This is a genomic window from Candidatus Poriferisocius sp. (assembly GCF_965204015.1).
Lineage (GTDB): Bacteria > Actinomycetota > Acidimicrobiia > Acidimicrobiales > Bin134 > Poriferisocius.
In genome coordinates, this window is sequence record NZ_OZ241965.1 from 2,641,743 (window position 1) to 2,658,292 (window position 16,550).

Genomic DNA, 16,550 nt, shown 5'->3' on the forward strand with positions numbered 1-16,550 from the left:
TTTACCCGATTTTTCTCTTGAAGGTCAGTAGTCCAGGGCGTCGCGGTCGACCAGCTCGCTGTGGGCGATGAGAAAGTCCTTGCGGCGGCTCACATCGGAGCCCATCAGGGTCTCGAACATCTCCTCCGCGGTCTTGGCGTCGTCGAGGGTGAGCTGGCGCAGGGTGCGGGTTTCGGGGTCGAGGGCGCACTCGGCCAGTTCGTCGGTGTCCATCTCGCCCAGCCCCTTGAAGCGGGACCACCGGATGTTCTCGGCCTTGCGGTTGCCCTTGGCCAGCTCGGCGGTGATCTCGTCCCGCTCGGCGTCGGACCACGCCCGGTGGGTCTGGTCGCCCACCTTGGCGGTATACAGCGGGGGCTGGGCGGCATAAACCTGGCCTGCTTCCAGCATCGGGCGCATGAACCGGTGGATGAGGGTGAGCAGGAGGCAGCGGATATGGCTGCCGTCCACATCGGCGTCGCACAGAATCACGATGCGCCCGTACCGGGCCTTGTCGATCTCGAAGTCCTCGCCGGAGCCGGCCCCCATTGCGGTGAACAGGGCCTGGGCCTCGGCGTTGTCCAGCACCTGCTTCACCGAAGACTTGGCCGCGTTCACCACCTTTCCCCGCAGGGGCAGGATGGCCATGTTCTCGGCATTGCGCCCGGCCTTGGCCGGCCCGGCGGCCGAGTCGCCCTCCACCAGGATGAGCTCGGACTCCGGGCCGTGGACCCGGCAGTCGGCCAGCTTGTCGGGCATTCCGGTGGAGCCCAGCGACGCCGCCCGGCGCTTGTTCTCCAGGGTCTGGCGGGCCGACACCCGGCTCACCACCGCATCGGCGATCTTGGACTGCAAGGCGTTCACATGGCTCTTGGGGCCGGTTTGGAACCAGCTCTCCAATCCGTCTTTGAGCACGTTGTAGACGATGGACTGCACCGGCGGCGTGCCCAGCTCCTGTTTGGTCTGGCCCCGGAACTGAGGCTCGGGCAGGGTGACTTTGACCGCGGCCACCAGACCCTCCTGCACGTCTTCTCGCTGGGCCCGGTCATTGCCCTGCTTGGCCAGGCGGGCCAGCTTCTTGGAGTCGGCCAGCAGGCTGTCGTTCACCGCTCGGGTCAAGGCCCGCTCAAAGCCGGTGAGGTGGGTTCCGCCGTGGGGAGTGGGGATGGTGTTGACGAAGGTGACCACCTTGGCGTCGTAGCCCTTCACCCAGCGCATGGCGATATCCACCTGGCATTGCCGGGTGACCACCGTCATGGCCCCGTCCACCGGAACCTTCTCTTCGAACTCGTCTTCTCCGGGTATGGAGATGACCTCGGTCACCGCCTCTGAAGCCGATAGATGGCCCACCAGATCGGTCAGTCCCCCGTGGGAGATCAAATCCACCGGCTCGTTGTCGTAGCCCCGGCGCTTGTCCTCCACTCTGATCCGCAGGCCGGGCACCAAAAAGCAGGCCTGCTGGGCCCGCTGGCGGATGGTCTCGAAATCCACCGCCGCGTCGGGGTCGAACATGTCCCGATCGGGCCAGAAACGGATGCGGGTGCCGGTCTTGCGGGTGGAGCGCACCCGGCGGAGCTTGTGGCCCTTGGTGAACTTGTCGCCGTCGAGCTGGCCGGCCTTCTGCTTGACGAACCAAAGCTGCCTGGTCGCGCCGTCACGGTCCACTTCGGCCCGGAGCCGAGTCGACAGGGCGTTGACCACCGAGGCGCCCACACCGTGCAGGCCTCCCGAGGCGCCGTACACCCCGCCGCCGAACTTGCCGCCGGAGTGCAGTTCGGTGAGCACCACCTCGAGCGCCGAGACCTTCTTGGTCGGGTGGAGGTCGATAGGGATGCCCCGCCCGTTGTCGCTGACCTCTATCGAGCCGTCGGCATGGAGGGTCACATCGATGCGGGTGGCGAATCCGGCCCCGGCCTCGTCCACCCCGTTGTCGATCAGCTCCCACACCAAATGCATGAGACCGTCGCTCCCGGTGCCCCCGATATACATGCCGGGGCGCTTGCGAACGGCCTCCAACCCCTCCAGGGTGACGATGTCGGCCGCTTCATAGCTACCGTTGCCGTTTCCCCCGTTGGGAGGGGTGAACAAGTCGCCATTCTTGCCCCGGGCGCGGGTGGCCTGCGTCACCATCGGGGCATCCCCACGCTCAAGACCGCCGCGTGGCCGGCGTCGCCATTTTCCAAGGGGAACGGCACAGGGGCTTTGGCCGGCTTGCCGTTGTCGTCCACTTCGGCCAGAAGATCGGCTGGGAGCGTCACCACGGCCATGGCCAGCCGCTCCCCTCCGCCCAGCTGGGTACCGACTCCGTCCCGTCCGGTGGCTGGAATGTCAGTTACCGGGGTGATGTCCACCGAACCGCTTGCATCCACCAAAATCACGGCCTCGTCGCCCACCACACCGGCGGCGGCGATGATCCGGTCGCCATTTTTGAGCTTCATGCCCCTGACCCCCGATGCCCCCCGCCCCTGGACTGGGACCGAATCGAGTGGAGCGCGCAGCGCACGGCCGTCGGCGCTGACCAGCACCATCTCGGCGGTTTCCGGCGCGCAGAAGGCGGCCACCACCTTGTCGTTGGGCTTCAGCTTGATGACTTGTTTGGTCGCCCGGCCCTTGTCGGCGTCGGACAGGTCGACTCGCTTGACCGTGCCCGAGGCGGTGACCAGAACCAAGGGATCGCTGCCCGGCAGAACGAGGGTCAGCACCCCCTCGCTGCGAATGGTCCCGAAAACCTCAGACGCCCCCGCGCCCCGGCTGCGGCCCGTGACTTCGGGGAGGGCCGAAACGGTCGAGGCGATGATCCGGCCCCCCGAGGTGACGGCCAGCACCGCGTCGCCGAGACCGGCCTCCACCGATGCGGTCAACAAATCGTGGCGCCCGAACTGGGACCGCCGCCGCCCCCCGACCGAAGCCCGGCCCACGATGCCGGTGGTGGACAAAGTGATCACACACGGCCCCTCGGCCTTCGGGGTCAGCTCTTCTACCGGAGTGGCCTCGTACACCGGGGCGTCTTGGTGGGCCACGATCTCGGTTCGGCGGTCCTGCCCGAATTGCTCGACCAGCTCGTCCAGTTCCTTCAGCACCAGGGTGCGCTGGCGCTGTTCGGAGCCCAGCAGCTTCTCCAGATCGTCGATCAAGGCGAGCAGCTCGTCGCGCTCGTCGATGATCTTCTGCTTCTCCAGCGCGGTGAGTCGCCGAAGCTGCATGTCCAGGATGTGGGCGGCCTGAACCTCGGTCAGGTCCAAGGCGTCCTGCAATCGCTGCCGGGCCTCGGTGGCATCATCTGAGCTTCGGATGATGGCCACCACCTCGTCGATGTTGTCGAGCGCGGTGATCAGCCCCTCCAAGATGTGGTGGCGGTCTCGGGCCCGGCCCAGGCGATACCGGGTGCGCCGCACCACCACATCGAGGCGATGGTCGATGTAGTGGCGGCACAGGTCGTAGAGGCCCACGGTGGTGGGCACGCCGCCCACCAGCACCACGTTGTTGACCGCGAAGGTCTCCTCCAGCGGGGTGAGCCGGAACAGGTCGTAGTACAGCTTCTCGGGCTCTATGTGTGGCTCGCACTCGATGAGTATGCGCAGACCGTGGTGGCGGTCCGACAGGTTGCGGGCGTCGTGGATGCCGGGCAGCTTGCCGTCGACGATCAGGTCGTTGATGCGCTTCACCACCTTCTCGGGCCCGACCATGTAGGGCAACTCGGTGACCTCGATGCCCTTGCGGCTACGGGTGAGCTTCACCGGCGTCATCTTGGCCTGGACGCGGATCGAGCCCCGCCCGCTCTCGTAGATCTGGCGCAGCCCGCCCTCCTCGGAGTCGATGGCCAGGCCCCCAGAGGGGAAGTCGGGGCCGGGCAGCGCCTTCAACAGCTCGTCGATGGCAGGCTTGGGCCGGCGCTTGGTCATCACCAGCCGGATGGCCGCAGCCACCTCCCGCAGGTTGTGGGGGGCCATGTTGGTGGCCATGCCCACCGCGATCCCGGTGGTGCCGTTCACCAGCAGGTTGGGCAGCCGCCCCGGCAGGCACTCGGGCTCGGTGCTGTCGCCGTCGTAGGTCGGCCGGTGCTCCACGGTGTCCTCGTCGATCTCGGCCAGCATCTCCATGGCCGCGTCGGCCAGACGGCACTCGGTGTAGCGGGGGGCGGCCGGGGGGTCGTCGAGGGTTCCGAAGTTGCCGTGGGGGTCGACCAGGGTGATGGGCCGGGAGAACTCCTGGGCCAGCCTCACGAGGGCGTCGTAGATGGCGGCATCGCCGTGTGGGTGGTACTTGCCCATGGTGTCGCCCACCACCCGGGCACTCTTGCGATGGGGCCCGTCGGGGCGGATCCCCATGTTGAGCATGGAGTAGAGAATGCGGCGCTGCACCGGTTTCAGGCCGTCGCGGGCATCGGGTATGGCCCGGGAGGTGATGACCGACAGGGAGTAGGCCAGAAACGACTCCGACATCTCGTCGGCCACCGGGACAGGCACGATCTCACGGGCGAAATCGACATCCGTGTCGCGATCATCCGACACGCTGTCGAGCGTTAGCTGTGATTGTGGGGGCATGGTTCCCTTAGCGGATTTTGTAGGGGGAAGTTCGGGTTTTACCCCTGATTAGAAGGTACCCGCCAGCAGTGACGATTAGGGGTCAATCAGGCAGATCAACCAAGCAATTTGTTCAAATTTTCGGAATACGAGTGCGGCTGAGGCGCACCGTCTGCCCGAAGGAGCGCACGGCGGCCCGAAGCGCCCGCCAGCCCAGTATGGAAACCGCTCCGGTGGTGCGGTCTCGGTGAGGCACCGGCACCTCGGCCAGGCGGGCGCCCGATCGGGCCAGCATTCCTGAGAGCACCACGTTGGGGGCGAAGGTGTCGTCGGGGATGGGGGCCAGCAGCGGGGCCAGCGCCGACGAGCGCATCAGCCGGTAGGGGCAGTTCACGTCGGCCATACGGCAGCCGAACGCCACTCGGGCGGTGAGCCGGGCCAGCCGGCTGATCGCCCGCCGCCCGGGCGATTGGTTCCGGCTGGTGCGGATGCCGATCACCCCGTCCACATCGTGGCGAATCTCCCACAGCTCACCGAATGAAGCCGCGTGCATCTCGTCGTCGGAGTCGGTCTGGAACACCCAATCGGCGGTCGTCACCCCCCGTCGGTAGCCCCGCAAGATGGTAGGCCCGTGGCCGCTGTTGGGCTTGACGTCCACCACGAGCCGCCGATGGCTCTCGGCCACCGCCCGAAGTACCTGCTCGCTGGCGTCGGTGGCCCCGTCCACGATGGCCACCAGCTCGTAGTCGATGCCCAGGCCGTCGAGCACCCCGAGCCAGCTCTCCGCCACCGACCCGACGATTTCCTCCTCGTTGTACACCGGCATGACCGCGCACAACTCAAGCCGGTCGGCCGCTCCGGTGCCGACCGCTCCCTGGTCGGTCACTCTTGGGTGCTCTGGGCCAGAAGCTGCGCTTCCTTCTCGGCCAAGATGGCGCCGCTCAGGTCGTAGCGGATGGCCGCGGTGTTGGGTTCGGGACCGGCCCAACCGGGCAACAAGCCCCGCTCGTGGCAGAAGAACTGGGCCTCGATGTTGGCGCCGTTCAACTCCGCAGCCTCGGGGTCGGTGGCCAGCCAGGCCACCACTGCGCCGATCACATCGGCGGGCTGGCCGGTGTCCTCGAAGCCGAACTGGGCCATGTCTTGGGCGATGCGCTCGGTGGAGATGTAGCCCGGCTGCACGTTGAAGGTGTTGATGCCCTGGTCGCCGTGCTCCGCGGCCAAGAACCCGGCCACCCGGTGAAAGGCGCCCTTGCTGATGCCGTAGCCCATGCCCCAGCCCCCGTCGCCCGCCGCTTCGGTGGGATCGGCATAACCCGCGGCCGAGGTGATGTTCACCAGCGTGCCGCTACCCCGCTCAATCATCTGGGGCAAAAGCGCCTTGATGAGCACCAGCGGGGCCAGGCAGTTGGCCTTCAGGTGGTGGTCGAGCAGCTCAATCGGGGTGTCGAGCAGGCGGTCCATGTGGCCGGGCCCGATATAGCGCCCGTTGTTCACCACCACATCCACCCGCCCCCAGCGCTCCAACACCGTTGCTGCCGCAGCCTCCAAAGAGTCGAAGTCCAACAAGTCGGCCGCCACAATCAGGGCATCGCCCCCGGCCTCGGCCACCACCGCGGCGGTAGCCGACAGGCTGCCGGGCAGCGGCGAGGTGTCCGACCGCCTCACCGTGGACGAGTGCTCCCGCTGCTCGCCCTCCTGCACGGTGCGAGCCGACACCGCCACATCAAACCCCGCCCGGGCCAAATGCACCGAGCAAGACTTCCCAATCCCCCGGCTAGCCCCGGTCACAAACGCCACTGGTCGTTCAGACATGGCGGATCTCCACGTCGTGCCAGTCGCTTTTCAGCTCTTCGGGAGGTGCGGGGAAGGCGCCGCGGGCCCATTGGGGGCGGGCGGTGCGGGCGGTGATGAGCCAGCCGTCGTCGAAGCGGGCCACGTCGTCGCAGTAGTGCAGGCCCAAGATGAGATCGCCCACGTCCGAGTCCTCCGGGCGCATGTGGTAGGCCACCGCCCAGGTCTCTATGTGGCCCTCATCCGCGCCCTCTTCGAGATCGATGTACTGGTTGCCCATGAAGTGCAGGGTGGCCTCGAACTTGTGCAGCTCTTTCTCGGTCCAGTCGAGATAGGGGTCGAGATCTCCGGAGATCACCGTCCCGGAGATCTGGCAGTCGGGGTGGAAACTCGACCGCACCAGGTCGAAGTCGATGCGGTCGATTCCCCGGGCGTACCGCTGGGGAACTTCTTTGATCAACTCCCGATCCTTCAGCCATCGCACTGTGGTTTCGACGTCCATTTCGCCTCCTTCGACCCGCTCCGGCCCACTCTGCGTCGCGCTACGGTTGCGCTCATGAAAGAGCTGATCTATCACCGGCTGTTCTACCCGGCAGTGGAACGGTACGCCAACAGAGAGGCAATCGTCGACGGTGCCTACCGGACCGACTTCGCCACCCACGGCGAGCGGGTTACTCGGCTGGCCAATGCCATGGGCAGCGAGCTCGGGGTGAAGAAGGGCGACCGGGTGGCCATCATGGCCCTCAACAGCGCGTCCTACCTGGAGCTGTACCACGCCTGCTACCTGGGTGCCGGGATTGTGAACCCGCTGAACTTGCGGCTGGCCGGCCCGGAGCTGGAGTACATCGTGCGGGACTCGGGCACCGAGGTGGTCTTTGTAGACGCCTTCTTCGCCGGGCTGTTTGCCCAGGCCATGGAGGCGGCAGACGACAACCCAATCCGCCAAGTGGTGCTCATCGGCTCAGGCGATGCGCCCCACGATGTGGCCTACGAAGATCTGGTGGCCGCCGGCGCCAATACCACGCCGCCTGAGCCCGAAGAAGAAGACCCGGTGGTGCTCATGTACACCGGCGGCACCACCGGTTTGCCCAAGGGGGTGCTGCTCCAGCAGCGGGCCGAGATGCTCAACGTGTACCACGTGGCCATCGGGCTAGGAGGCACGAGAGACGACGACGTGTTCTTGAGCCAGACGCCGCTGTTCCACGCCGCGTCCATGGCCAGCTTGCTGGTGATTCCGGCTGCCGGCTCCAAGATGGTGACCATTCCCGCCTTCGATCCCGCCGGGGTGATGAACCTCATCGAGGCCGAGGGCATCACCCAAACGGTGATGGTGCCCACCATGATCGGCCTGTGCATCCAACACCCCGAATACCGGCCCGAGCGGCTGGCTTCGCTGCGAGAGCTGGTGTACGGCGCCTCTCCGATGCCCGAGGCCATCTTGAGCCATCTGCTGGAGCACTTGCCCGGTGTGAACCTGCTCCAGGGCTACGGCATGACCGAATGCTCGTCGGTGCTCACGTTTCTCTCGGCTGAAGACCATGCGGCCGGCGGCCCTCGGCTGCGGTCGGTGGGCCGCTCGGTGCTCGGCGTGAACCTGTGCATCCAGGACGAGGACGGCAACGTGCTGCCCTCCGGCGAGATCGGCGAGGTGTGCGCCCGGGGCGGCAACTACATGCGGGAGTACTGGAACAAGCCCGAGGCCACCGCCGAGGTGTTCCGGGATGGCTGGTACCACACCGGCGATGCTGGCTACCTCGACGAAGACGGCTATCTGTTCTTGGTCGACCGGGTGAAGGACATGATCGTCTCGGGCGGCGAAAACGTGTACTCCTCCGAGGTCGAGAGCGCCATCTCCACCCATCCCGGCGTGGCCCAGGTGGCGGTGATCGGGATTCCCGACCCGGTATGGGGGGAGGCAGTCCACGCCGTGGTGGTTCCCACGCCCGACCACGAGCTGACCGAAGAGGAGGTCTGCGAGCACGCCCGCCAGACCATCGCGGGCTACAAGGTGCCCAAGTCGGTGGAGTTCCGGGCTGAGCCCCTGCCCCTGTCCGGGGCCATGAAGGTGCTCAAGCGGGAGCTGCGGGCACCGTACTGGGAAGGCCAGGATAAAAACATCGGGTAGCGGCCAAGAGAAATCGCCCAAGACCGCCACCAGTTGGCGAAAAACGGTGGGTAGGCTCCCACCCATGCAGGTAGATATTCGTCATGCCCCCAGCTTTGCGGTCGCCCGGTGCGCCCTGAGCGGGGGCGAGCAAGTCAAAGTCGAGGCAGGTGCCATGTCGGCCCATTCCTCCGGGATGTCGCTGGAGGCCAAGGTGGAGGGCGGAATGCTCAAGGGGCTCAAGCGGAGCGTTTTGGGCGGAGAGTCGCTGTTCGTGTCCACCTACACCGCTCCCGCGGAAGGCGGCTGGGTGGATGTGGCCGCCAAGCTGCCCGGCGACCTCCGGGTGATCGAGCTGGACGGGTCGCAATCATGGATCATCGAGCGGGGCAACTGGCTGGCCTCCGACGCCTCGGTGGTGATGGACACCAAGTGGGGCGGTTTCAAGTCGCTGGTCGGCGGCGAGGGCGGGTTCATGGCCCACGCCACCGGCACCGGCAACGTGGTGGTGGCCTCCTATGGGGCGATCGACGTGATCTCGCTGGCGGCGGGCGAGACGGTGGTGGTGGACACCAGCCACATGCTGGCCTTCCCCGACACCGTGAGCTACGAGCTCCGCCGGGCCGTGGAGGGCCGCTCGATCCAGTCGATGAAGTCGGGCGAGGGTTTTGTGTTCCACTTCAGCGGCCCCGGCGACATATTGACCCAGACTCGCAACCAGGCCCAGCTCATCGCCTGGATCAACACCGAGATCGGTTCTCGCGAGTAGTTCCAGTTACCGCAGGCAGCAGTCGGCCGGGCAGGGCGTCGGCACAGGGCCCAGCACGAGATCGGCGATCATCTCGACGAACGCGGGGTGGGTGCCCACAGTGGGGACTCGGGTGAACCGCAGTCCGAGCATGTCGGCGTGCTGGCGGGCCTCGATGTCGAGGTCGTAGACCACCTCCATGTGGTCGGCCACGAAGCCGATGGGCACCACGGTCACCGCGTCGGCTCCGCCAACGGCCAGCCGATCCAGCTCGCTGCCGATGTCCGGTTCGAGCCAGGGAACCTGGGGCGGGCCGCTGCGGCTCTGATAGGCCAGCGACCATTGGCTCGTTCCGGTGCGGGCCGTCACCCGTCGGCAGGCCTCGTTGAGTTGGGCCACATAGGGGGCGGTGGCCGCCATGGTGTCGGGAATGCTGTGGGCGGTGAACAACACGGGGGCGGTCGGCTCGGTTTGGCGGGCCGCGGCCAGATGGTCGGCCACGGCCGACAAGAATCCCTCCTGGTCCCAGAACGGCGGCAGCTTGTGCACCACCGGCGCGTCGGGGCCGACCGCGGCCCGAGCCTGTTCGATGTCCTCGGCGTACTGGCGGCAGCCCGAGTACGAGCCGAACGCCGAAGTTACGAATCCCATTGCCCGAGAGATGCCGTCGTCGCGCATCTGGGCCACCGTGTCACCCAGCAAGGGCGACCAGTTCCGGTTGCCCCAGTACACCGGGAGTTCTACCCCGCGATGAGAAAGCTCATCGGCCAAGGCGGCGATCAAATCGCGGTTGCACTGGTTGATGGGGCTGACCCCGCCGAACAGGTGGTAGTGCTCGGCCACTGCGGCTAATCGCTCGTCACCGACGCCCCGCCCCCGGGTCACGTTGCGCAGAAACGGCATCACGTCGTCGGGTCCCTCCGGCCCGCCGAAGGAGACGATCAGGATCGCGTCGATTTCGGCGGCCGCTCCGGGCTGGACAGGGTCGTTTGAAGGGCCAGGGTCGTTTGAAGGAGTAGTGGGCATGATCGGTAGGCTTTTGGGGGCGAGTAGGGGGTTTTGCCGCCCAAAGCGATAGTGCGGTAAACCCGTTTTGAGGGTAGCCGAACTGGGGAGAGGGTTTGCGGGCTCGAGAACGCAGTCGCTTGACGGTTCTTTTAGTGGTGGTGGCCGCCGCCTTGGTGGCCGCCGGCGGAGTCGCGCTCGGACAGTCCGACAGCGGTGACGACCCCGCGCAGCCGGTCGCGGTCGAGTCGGCGATACCGGCGTGGCGAGATCTGGAACGGGCCCAAGAGGACTTGGAATTGGCCTTGGGGGTCCGCGAGTCCGTTCAGATGGCCATGGACCGCACGATGGACGAGCTCCACCTCGAATTGGCCCGGCTCGACAAACTCCACAACACCGATACCGGCCAGCAGCTCCTCATGGACGAGGCCGAGAGACTGGTTGTGCAGGAGTACATATCGGGGGGCGACGTAGAGGACTTTGCCTTCATTCTGGGGGTGTCAGAGGCCACCGATGCCCTGTGGCGGAAAGCACTGCTGTCGGAGGTTTCCGAACTCATTGATCAGGCCTTGGACGCAGTGGACGATGTGTCGGGAGAGCGGGATCGAACCGGGGCCCGAATTGGGCGGCTCAACGACACCATCCCCTATTTGAACAGCCGCCTGTTCGATGCGGATCAGTCGGTGGAAGCGGCCGAGTGGGTGGTGTACATCGCGGAGATCAACGACATGGCCGACCGCGAGATGGCGCAGAATGGGTTCATCCCACCCACCGAACGGCACTGGTACAACCTCCGCTTTTGCGAGTCCACCGATAACTACACCGCCGAGAGCGCCAACGGCCTGTTCTACGGCGCGTACCAATTCGAGCCCCGAACGTGGAGGACCGTGGGCGGTACCGGCAATCCGGCCCATGCCCCGCCCGAAGAGCAAGATGCCCGAGCCCGCCTGCTCTACGCCCGAAGGGGCGACCAGCCCTGGCCCCGGGACTACTGCGGCCGATTCTTGCCCCGGAACTAGTTTCTTGACCTGATGAAGCTGTGGGTGGCGCTGCTCCTCGCTGACTGTGTGCTGGTGGGCATCGGCCTCACCTATCTCACCGGGCTGAAGCTTCGCATCGAGGAGCGGGTGGCCTATGGCGCGGTGATCGGCTTCATGGCGGTCACCCTGGTGGGCTATGCCGCGGCCTGGGCTGTCGGCCGGTTAACCGGACCGGTAATCGTGGCAGCCGCTCTGGTGGCCACCGCGATCTCGGCCACCGGTTGGTGGACGGGCATCCGGCAGATCGGTGCCGAGTGCCGCGATTTCCGGCGCCGGCTGATGCGGCCCATCTCCCGCCCGGAGAACCCGGCGCCCCTTCTCATACTGACCGCCCCGGCCTGGGCGATCACTACCTGGATTTTGAACCAGGCCTACCTTCCCGGCGGCTCAGGGGGCGTGCTGGCCGGCCACCTCTCTTCGTGGACCGACTGGCAGGCCCATCTGACCTATGCCTCGTCGTTCGCCCACGCCGAGAACTTCCCACCCGAGCTGCCCACTGCCTTCGGCGTCGACCGGCTGCCCTATCACTTCGGCATCGACTTCTTCGCCGCCATGCTCGACCGGGCCGGTTTGAGCGCCTTCGGCGGGTTGGAGGTGTCGTCGGGCTATCTGGCGTTTGCCTTTGTGCCTGTGCTGTACCTGGTGGGAGTGAGGCTGTTCTCCAGCCGAGCAGTGGGGGTGACGGCGGTGTTGGTATTCACCCTGTTCGGCGGGCTGGGCTGGCTCCGCTTCTTCGGCGATGTGGCCGACGGGGGTTGGAGCATCATCTGGGATCTGCCCACCGACTACACCCGCCACCATGCCGGCAACATCTTGATGGAGAACGCGGTCACTGGGAACCTCTTCCCCCAGCGACCGACCCTGGCCGGGTTCTCCCTGCTGTTGATCGTCGTGGTGCTCATGCGCGAGGCCCACAAGTCGGGATCTCGCCGGCTGTTCGCCGCTGTTGGGGTGATTGTCGGGCTGATGCCGATATTCCACGTGTACTCATTTGGGATGGCACTGGGATTAGGCCTGATCTGGGCGGTGCTGGCCCACCGCTGGAAGTGGCTGTTGTTCGCCTTGCCCGCGTTGGCCTTCTCGCTGCCCGCCGCACTGTGGATCAAGCCGCTCAATACTGAGATCGTGTGGGAGACCTGGGTAGACGGCCCCTGGATGCAGCCGCCCAGCTACTCCGTCGACCACGACAACCCGTTCGAGTTCTGGTGGCGAAATGCCGGGGTGTTCCTGTTGCTGATGCTGGCGGCTCAGCTTTGGTGGCGCACAATGCCCCGAGTTGTGCTGTGGGGATCGATCCCGGTGTGGCTTTGGCTTATCGTGCCCAACTTCGTGCGGGTGGCCCCATCGCATCCCTGGAACAACACCCACTGGTTCGTCCCGGTGATTCTCCTGGGGTCGCTGTTGGTTGCCGCCGTGCTGGTTCGGCTGGCCTCGATCGGATGGCTCGGGATAGTGGCGGCGGTCGCGCTGTTCTTCACCCTCACTTTCGCGGGCGCGCTGGACATCTGGAAGGCGGTCGACCCCGAAGTGAACGTGTGGCCCCACCCCATTGCCTCGGGCGACGGGGTGGCTGCGGGAGAGTGGGTCCGGGACAACACACCGCCCGACAGCGTTTTTCTGATCGGCTTTGAGCACACCCATCCGGTGCCGGCGCTCAGCGGACGCCAGACGGTGGTGGGATTTGGCGGCTGGATCAACGACCTCGGGGTCACCGACTGGCATTCCCGCCAACATACGGCCCGCACCATGCTGGGCGGCTTAGAAGGGACCGAGAACCTGTTGGATGATTACGGGGTGGACTATGTGGTGGTCGGCCCGATCGAGCGACGGGTCGGGGTCAGCGAGCAGTTCTGGGCGGCCCGAGGCACCCCAGTCTTTGCCCAGGGCAGCTACACCGTCTACGAAGTGAACTGACCAATGCGATCCATGACCCGCGAGCGAGACGTCCCTCTGGAGGGCTGGAGACCGGCGGAACTCTGGCGCCGTCGGCCGGAGACGTCGCTGGCCATAGCCGTGGGGGCGATGGCCGTGGCCGGGCTGGTGCTGCGGCTGGTGGAATTGGCCGAGCGTCCACTGCACCATGACGAGAGCATCGATGCCTGGTACTCGTGGCAGTTCCTAGAGGGCACCTTCGAGGGGTACGACCCCGTGTACCACGGGCCGCTGCGCTTCTATCTGACGGCGGCGTTCTTCTGGGTGTTCGGGGAGTCGCACACCACCGCCCGCATGGTGGCCGTTTTGGCCGGGGTGGGGCTGATCGTGCTGCCGTGGTTCCTGCGCCGGTCGCTCGGACCGGCGGTGACCCTGGGTGCTTCGGCGGTGCTGGCATTCAGCCCCATCGCCCTTTACATGACCCGACTGGGCCGAGAAGATTCGCTAACCGCGTTCATCACGCTGGCCATGATGGTGGTTGTCGTGCGGTTGTTGGACCGCCCTCGGCTCTTGTTGCCCGCCCTCTTCGGGTTCTTGCTGGCCGCGGGCTTCGCAGTCAAAGAGACCACATTCATCGTCGTGTTCATCTTCGGGGGCTTCTTCTTGGCCTTGTTGGCCGAGCAGGCCGCTCAACGGAACGGCGAGGGCCGCGCCAATAGGCCCGGCAGGTTCGCCAGGTGGTCGTGGATGCTGCCGGCCGGACTGGTGCCCATGGGCATCGCCTTCGGGGTCAGCGCCTACTACGAGGCGGAGGTCTTCGTCACTCTGGGCGTCTACGGGGTGCTCATGGCGATGGTCATCCTCATGCAGGCCAGCCCGGCCCAGATTTGGGATCTGCCGGTGGTGCGGGCCGCTCGGGGCGTGCCCTGGTGGGGATGGGCGCTGGCCGCGGTGGTGTTCCTGTTCTTCTTCGCCCTGTGGTTCACGGTCTTCTTCACTAATTCAGCGGGCTTTTTGGACGGCTTCACCGAGGGCATCACCTACTGGCGGGGCGAACAGGACACCAACCGGGGCAGCGAGCCGTGGCACTACTACCTGTACACCATCGGGCTCTACGAGTACTTGGTGTGCATCCTCGCGGTGATCGGCACGGTTCACGTGTTCCGCAATCCCACATTTGTCGGCCAGTTCATGGTGTGGACTGCGGTGGCCAGTTGGTTCTCGTACTCCTGGGCCAGCGAGCGGTTCCCCTGGCTGGCTCTACACATTGTGGTGCCGATGGCCTTTTTGGCCGGCTACGGCGTCCAGGTGCTGTGGCGGGCGAGGAGAAGGGCGTGGATGGTCCCGGTTTGGGTGGTTCTGGCCGGGCTGTTGGCCAGCACGCTGTTCGTCTCCTGGAGATCCAACTATGTGAACCAACGCGACCCGCGGGAGCTGTTGACCCAGGTTCACACCACCCATGACTACGTCGACACCGTGCACCGCATCGAGGCGCTCAATGAGTACAGCAAGTCCGTTGGCGAGGCGCCGGTGACCGTCGCGGTGGACACCGCCATCTCGGTGCCCAACCTGTGGTACTTCCGCGACTACGAGGGGCGCCAATGGACCGACCGCGCTTCGGCGCAACACACCTCTGCTGATTTCGTTCTCGCCCTTCCCGAGAGCGGCATCGCCGGGGCTGCTCCCGATCTGGCCGACCACCAGACGACCCGAATGCCACTGCGGGACTGGTGGGCACCCCAATTCGAGTCGTATCACGACGGCTGGTTCTCGGGTTGGGGCAACTGGCTGATGGACCGGGAGGTGTGGAACGAGGGCACTCTGGGCAGTACCGACTTCGACCTCTCAGTGAGTCCTCGGGCCCTTGCCCTAGAGGCTCGAATGGGCGGGAGCTAGTTCGCCCTCAGGACACGTAGGGCAAGGCCAAAACGACCCGTTCGCCCAGATCACTGTCGCCGGCCACGGTTACCAGTCCCGCGGCCAGCGCACCGGCCGGATCGGTCCGGCCGCAGCACAGCGCGTTGTAGGTGTCCACGTCGGTGTGTACCGTCACGGTGGGGTTTTCGGCCGGTGCTGAGGGCTTGGCCCGGCCGTCGGCAACCGCTACACCTCGGGGGCCATCGGCGTCGCCGTCGATGGCGAACACCACCGTGCTGCCCTCGGGGGCGCCGGCCTTCTTGCCCACCACATAACCCATGTTGCGGGCATGCCAGTCCAAGCAATGCTGGACCACCGGGCCGCTCAAGTGGCCGGGAATGTCCAACGCCCGGCGCATGTCCTGCTCGTGGGCCCAACAGTCGAACACCCGTATGTGCATAAACGTCCGGTACGGGGCATCGCCGATGGGGGTGAAGCCCACCTCGTCCCATTTCTCATCGGGCAATTCCCGCAGCATCTCCAGCCGTTGGGCGCAGACGTCGTTCATCTCGGCCAGCACCTCTGAGCCGGGCCGCGACCGGCGGGGGGCGATTTGGCCCTCGTTGAAGGCGGCGATGCCCTCGAGGCCGCCCTCGGTGGCGGGGGGTTCAGCAGCCTCTCCGGCCAGCATCCGCTCAAGGCCGACGATGTGGCTCACCTGATCGCGCACCGACCAGCCGGGGCACTCGGTGGGGGTGTCCCACTGGTCATCGCTCAAGTCGGCGCCAAGCTGGGCGATGGAATCCCACACCGCTTCGAGCAGTTCGACAACTGGATCGCTCATGTTTGCTGTCCTCTCGATTTCGAGCAGTCGCCCATCACGTCAACCCGACAGTGAACGAGCGGGTGTCTTGGTCGAGCATCTCCCGTACCGATGTGGCCACCGGCCCCCGGATCACCCGCCTGGTGCCAGCGAAGGCTTTCAGGGCAAGGCCCTCGGCCAATCCGGCGGCTTCGCTCATGGCCGCATGCTCCAACTCGTCTTCGGGCACCACCCAGTCCAAATAGCCGACGTCGACCGCTTCGGCCGGGGAGTAAAGCCGGGCCAGCAGCACCGACGAGTGCACGTGGCGAGGCGACAGTCGGTCGCGGGCCAAGGTGACCACCGACGTGGGCAGCACCATCCCGATGGCTGTCTCGTTGAGCCCGACCTTGGTGGGCGTGTCGGCGCCGATGCGCACATCGCAGCTCATGAGCCAGATGGCCCCGGCGGCAAAGGCGTGGCCGGTGCAGGCGGCCACTACGGGGATGGGGAACTCGTAGAGCCGCACGAACAAGTCCATGCCCGCCCGGAACAAGTCTCTGGCTGCCTCGGGGCCCGATTGCATCACCTTCAGGTCGAATCCGGCGGTGAACTTACCGGGCCGGCCCGCCATCACCACCGCTTTGGCCTCTTGCTCGGCCCGGTTCAGGCAGTCGTGCTGGGCGGCGATCACTTCGTGGGTCAAGACGTTGACTTTGCCGTCGTCGAGGCGTATGACGGCGACGTCGCCGGTCAGCTCGTAGCTGACCGATGGGCACGATGTTTCGGACATGGGCGATGAGAATATCGCGGTGCTCATCGGTAG

13 protein-coding genes are annotated in these 16,550 nt (G+C 66.2%); 5 read left to right on the plus strand and 8 right to left on the minus strand.

Annotation, left to right across the window (positions count from 1 at the left end):
• Positions 1-24 precede the first annotated feature (24 nt).
• The 5 genes from ACOGJC_RS11900 to ACOGJC_RS11920 form a co-directional block, all read right to left on the minus strand.
• Entirely contained in the window at positions 25-2,109 is a 2,085-nt protein-coding gene (locus ACOGJC_RS11900) for a DNA gyrase/topoisomerase IV subunit B (protein ID WP_419845213.1), read from the minus strand.
• Positions 2,103-4,490, minus strand: a complete 2,388-nt coding sequence (locus tag ACOGJC_RS11905) for a DNA gyrase/topoisomerase IV subunit A (protein WP_419845214.1) — start codon at positions 4,488-4,490, stop codon at positions 2,103-2,105. The genes ACOGJC_RS11900 and ACOGJC_RS11905 overlap by 7 nt, the downstream gene beginning before the upstream one ends.
• 145 nt (positions 4,491-4,635) lie before the next feature.
• Positions 4,636-5,388 carry a glycosyltransferase family 2 protein gene (locus ACOGJC_RS11910; RefSeq protein WP_419845215.1) on the minus strand — a complete coding sequence of 251 codons (753 nt, stop codon included), beginning with the start codon at positions 5,386-5,388 and terminating at the stop codon, positions 4,636-4,638.
• Positions 5,385-6,317, minus strand: coding sequence for an SDR family NAD(P)-dependent oxidoreductase (locus tag ACOGJC_RS11915; RefSeq protein ID WP_419845216.1), 933 nt, complete (start codon positions 6,315-6,317; stop codon positions 5,385-5,387). Before ACOGJC_RS11915 ends, ACOGJC_RS11910 begins: the two co-directional genes overlap by 4 nt.
• A complete protein-coding gene (locus ACOGJC_RS11920) occupies positions 6,310-6,798 on the minus strand; it encodes a nuclear transport factor 2 family protein (RefSeq protein WP_419845217.1) in 489 nt (162 codons plus the stop codon). Before ACOGJC_RS11920 ends, ACOGJC_RS11915 begins: the two co-directional genes overlap by 8 nt.
• Before the next feature lie 54 nt (positions 6,799-6,852).
• Between ACOGJC_RS11920 and ACOGJC_RS11925 the strand changes: the two genes are divergently transcribed.
• Positions 6,853-8,421, plus strand: coding sequence for a long-chain-fatty-acid--CoA ligase (locus tag ACOGJC_RS11925; protein WP_419845218.1), 1,569 nt, complete (start codon positions 6,853-6,855; stop codon positions 8,419-8,421).
• A 64-nt stretch (positions 8,422-8,485) separates the two neighbouring features.
• Entirely contained in the window at positions 8,486-9,169 is a 684-nt protein-coding gene (locus tag ACOGJC_RS11930) for a TIGR00266 family protein (protein WP_419845219.1), read from the plus strand.
• Positions 9,170-9,175: 6 nt separating this feature from the next.
• Here the strand turns inward: ACOGJC_RS11930 and ACOGJC_RS11935 are convergent, their stop codons facing one another.
• The gene (locus ACOGJC_RS11935) at positions 9,176-10,174 is read right to left on the minus strand and encodes a ferrochelatase (protein WP_419845220.1); all 999 of its coding nucleotides are present in this window, start codon (positions 10,172-10,174) and stop codon (positions 9,176-9,178) included.
• Positions 10,175-10,293: 119 nt separating this feature from the next.
• Here ACOGJC_RS11935 and ACOGJC_RS11940 point away from each other — a divergent pair, with 119 nt between their 5' ends.
• Genes ACOGJC_RS11940 through ACOGJC_RS11950 form a run of 3 tightly spaced genes read left to right on the plus strand, consistent with a single transcriptional unit; the run spans position 10,294 to position 14,961 of the window.
• Complete coding sequence (locus ACOGJC_RS11940) at positions 10,294-11,172, plus strand: transglycosylase family protein (protein ID WP_419845221.1); 879 nt, start codon at positions 10,294-10,296, stop codon at positions 11,170-11,172.
• Between the two features lie 12 nt (positions 11,173-11,184).
• Positions 11,185-13,107, plus strand: a complete 1,923-nt coding sequence (locus ACOGJC_RS11945) for a hypothetical protein (protein ID WP_419845222.1) — start codon at positions 11,185-11,187, stop codon at positions 13,105-13,107.
• A gap of 12 nt (positions 13,108-13,119) precedes the next feature.
• Entirely contained in the window at positions 13,120-14,961 is a 1,842-nt protein-coding gene (locus tag ACOGJC_RS11950; RefSeq protein WP_419845223.1) for a flippase activity-associated protein Agl23, read from the plus strand.
• 7 nt (positions 14,962-14,968) lie between these two features.
• Here ACOGJC_RS11950 and ACOGJC_RS11955 read toward each other — a convergent pair whose 3' ends face one another.
• Complete coding sequence (locus ACOGJC_RS11955; protein WP_419845224.1) at positions 14,969-15,766, minus strand: maleylpyruvate isomerase family mycothiol-dependent enzyme; 798 nt, start codon at positions 15,764-15,766, stop codon at positions 14,969-14,971.
• 34 nt (positions 15,767-15,800) lie between these two features.
• The gene (locus tag ACOGJC_RS11960) at positions 15,801-16,544 is read right to left on the minus strand and encodes a crotonase/enoyl-CoA hydratase family protein (protein ID WP_419845225.1); all 744 of its coding nucleotides are present in this window, start codon (positions 16,542-16,544) and stop codon (positions 15,801-15,803) included.
• Between the last annotated feature and the right edge of the window lie 6 nt (positions 16,545-16,550).

Bases quoted from the DNA above. Each gene is read 5' to 3' on its own strand.
- ACOGJC_RS11900 (WP_419845213.1), bottom strand. From the start codon at position 2,109: ATGGTGACGCAGGCCACCCGCGCCCGGGGCAAGAATGGCGACTTGTTC.
- ACOGJC_RS11915 (WP_419845216.1), bottom strand. From the start codon at position 6,317: ATGTCTGAACGACCAGTGGCGTTTGTGACCGGGGCTAGCCGGGGGATT.
- ACOGJC_RS11920 (WP_419845217.1), bottom strand. From the start codon at position 6,798: ATGGACGTCGAAACCACAGTGCGATGGCTGAAGGATCGGGAGTTGATC.
- ACOGJC_RS11925 (WP_419845218.1), top strand. From the start codon at position 6,853: ATGAAAGAGCTGATCTATCACCGGCTGTTCTACCCGGCAGTGGAACGG.
- ACOGJC_RS11930 (WP_419845219.1), top strand. From the start codon at position 8,486: ATGCAGGTAGATATTCGTCATGCCCCCAGCTTTGCGGTCGCCCGGTGC.
- ACOGJC_RS11935 (WP_419845220.1), bottom strand. From the start codon at position 10,174: ATGCCCACTACTCCTTCAAACGACCCTGGCCCTTCAAACGACCCTGTC.
- ACOGJC_RS11945 (WP_419845222.1), top strand. From the start codon at position 11,185: ATGAAGCTGTGGGTGGCGCTGCTCCTCGCTGACTGTGTGCTGGTGGGC.
- ACOGJC_RS11950 (WP_419845223.1), top strand. From the start codon at position 13,120: ATGACCCGCGAGCGAGACGTCCCTCTGGAGGGCTGGAGACCGGCGGAA.
- ACOGJC_RS11955 (WP_419845224.1), bottom strand. From the start codon at position 15,766: ATGAGCGATCCAGTTGTCGAACTGCTCGAAGCGGTGTGGGATTCCATC.
- ACOGJC_RS11960 (WP_419845225.1), bottom strand. From the start codon at position 16,544: ATGAGCACCGCGATATTCTCATCGCCCATGTCCGAAACATCGTGCCCA.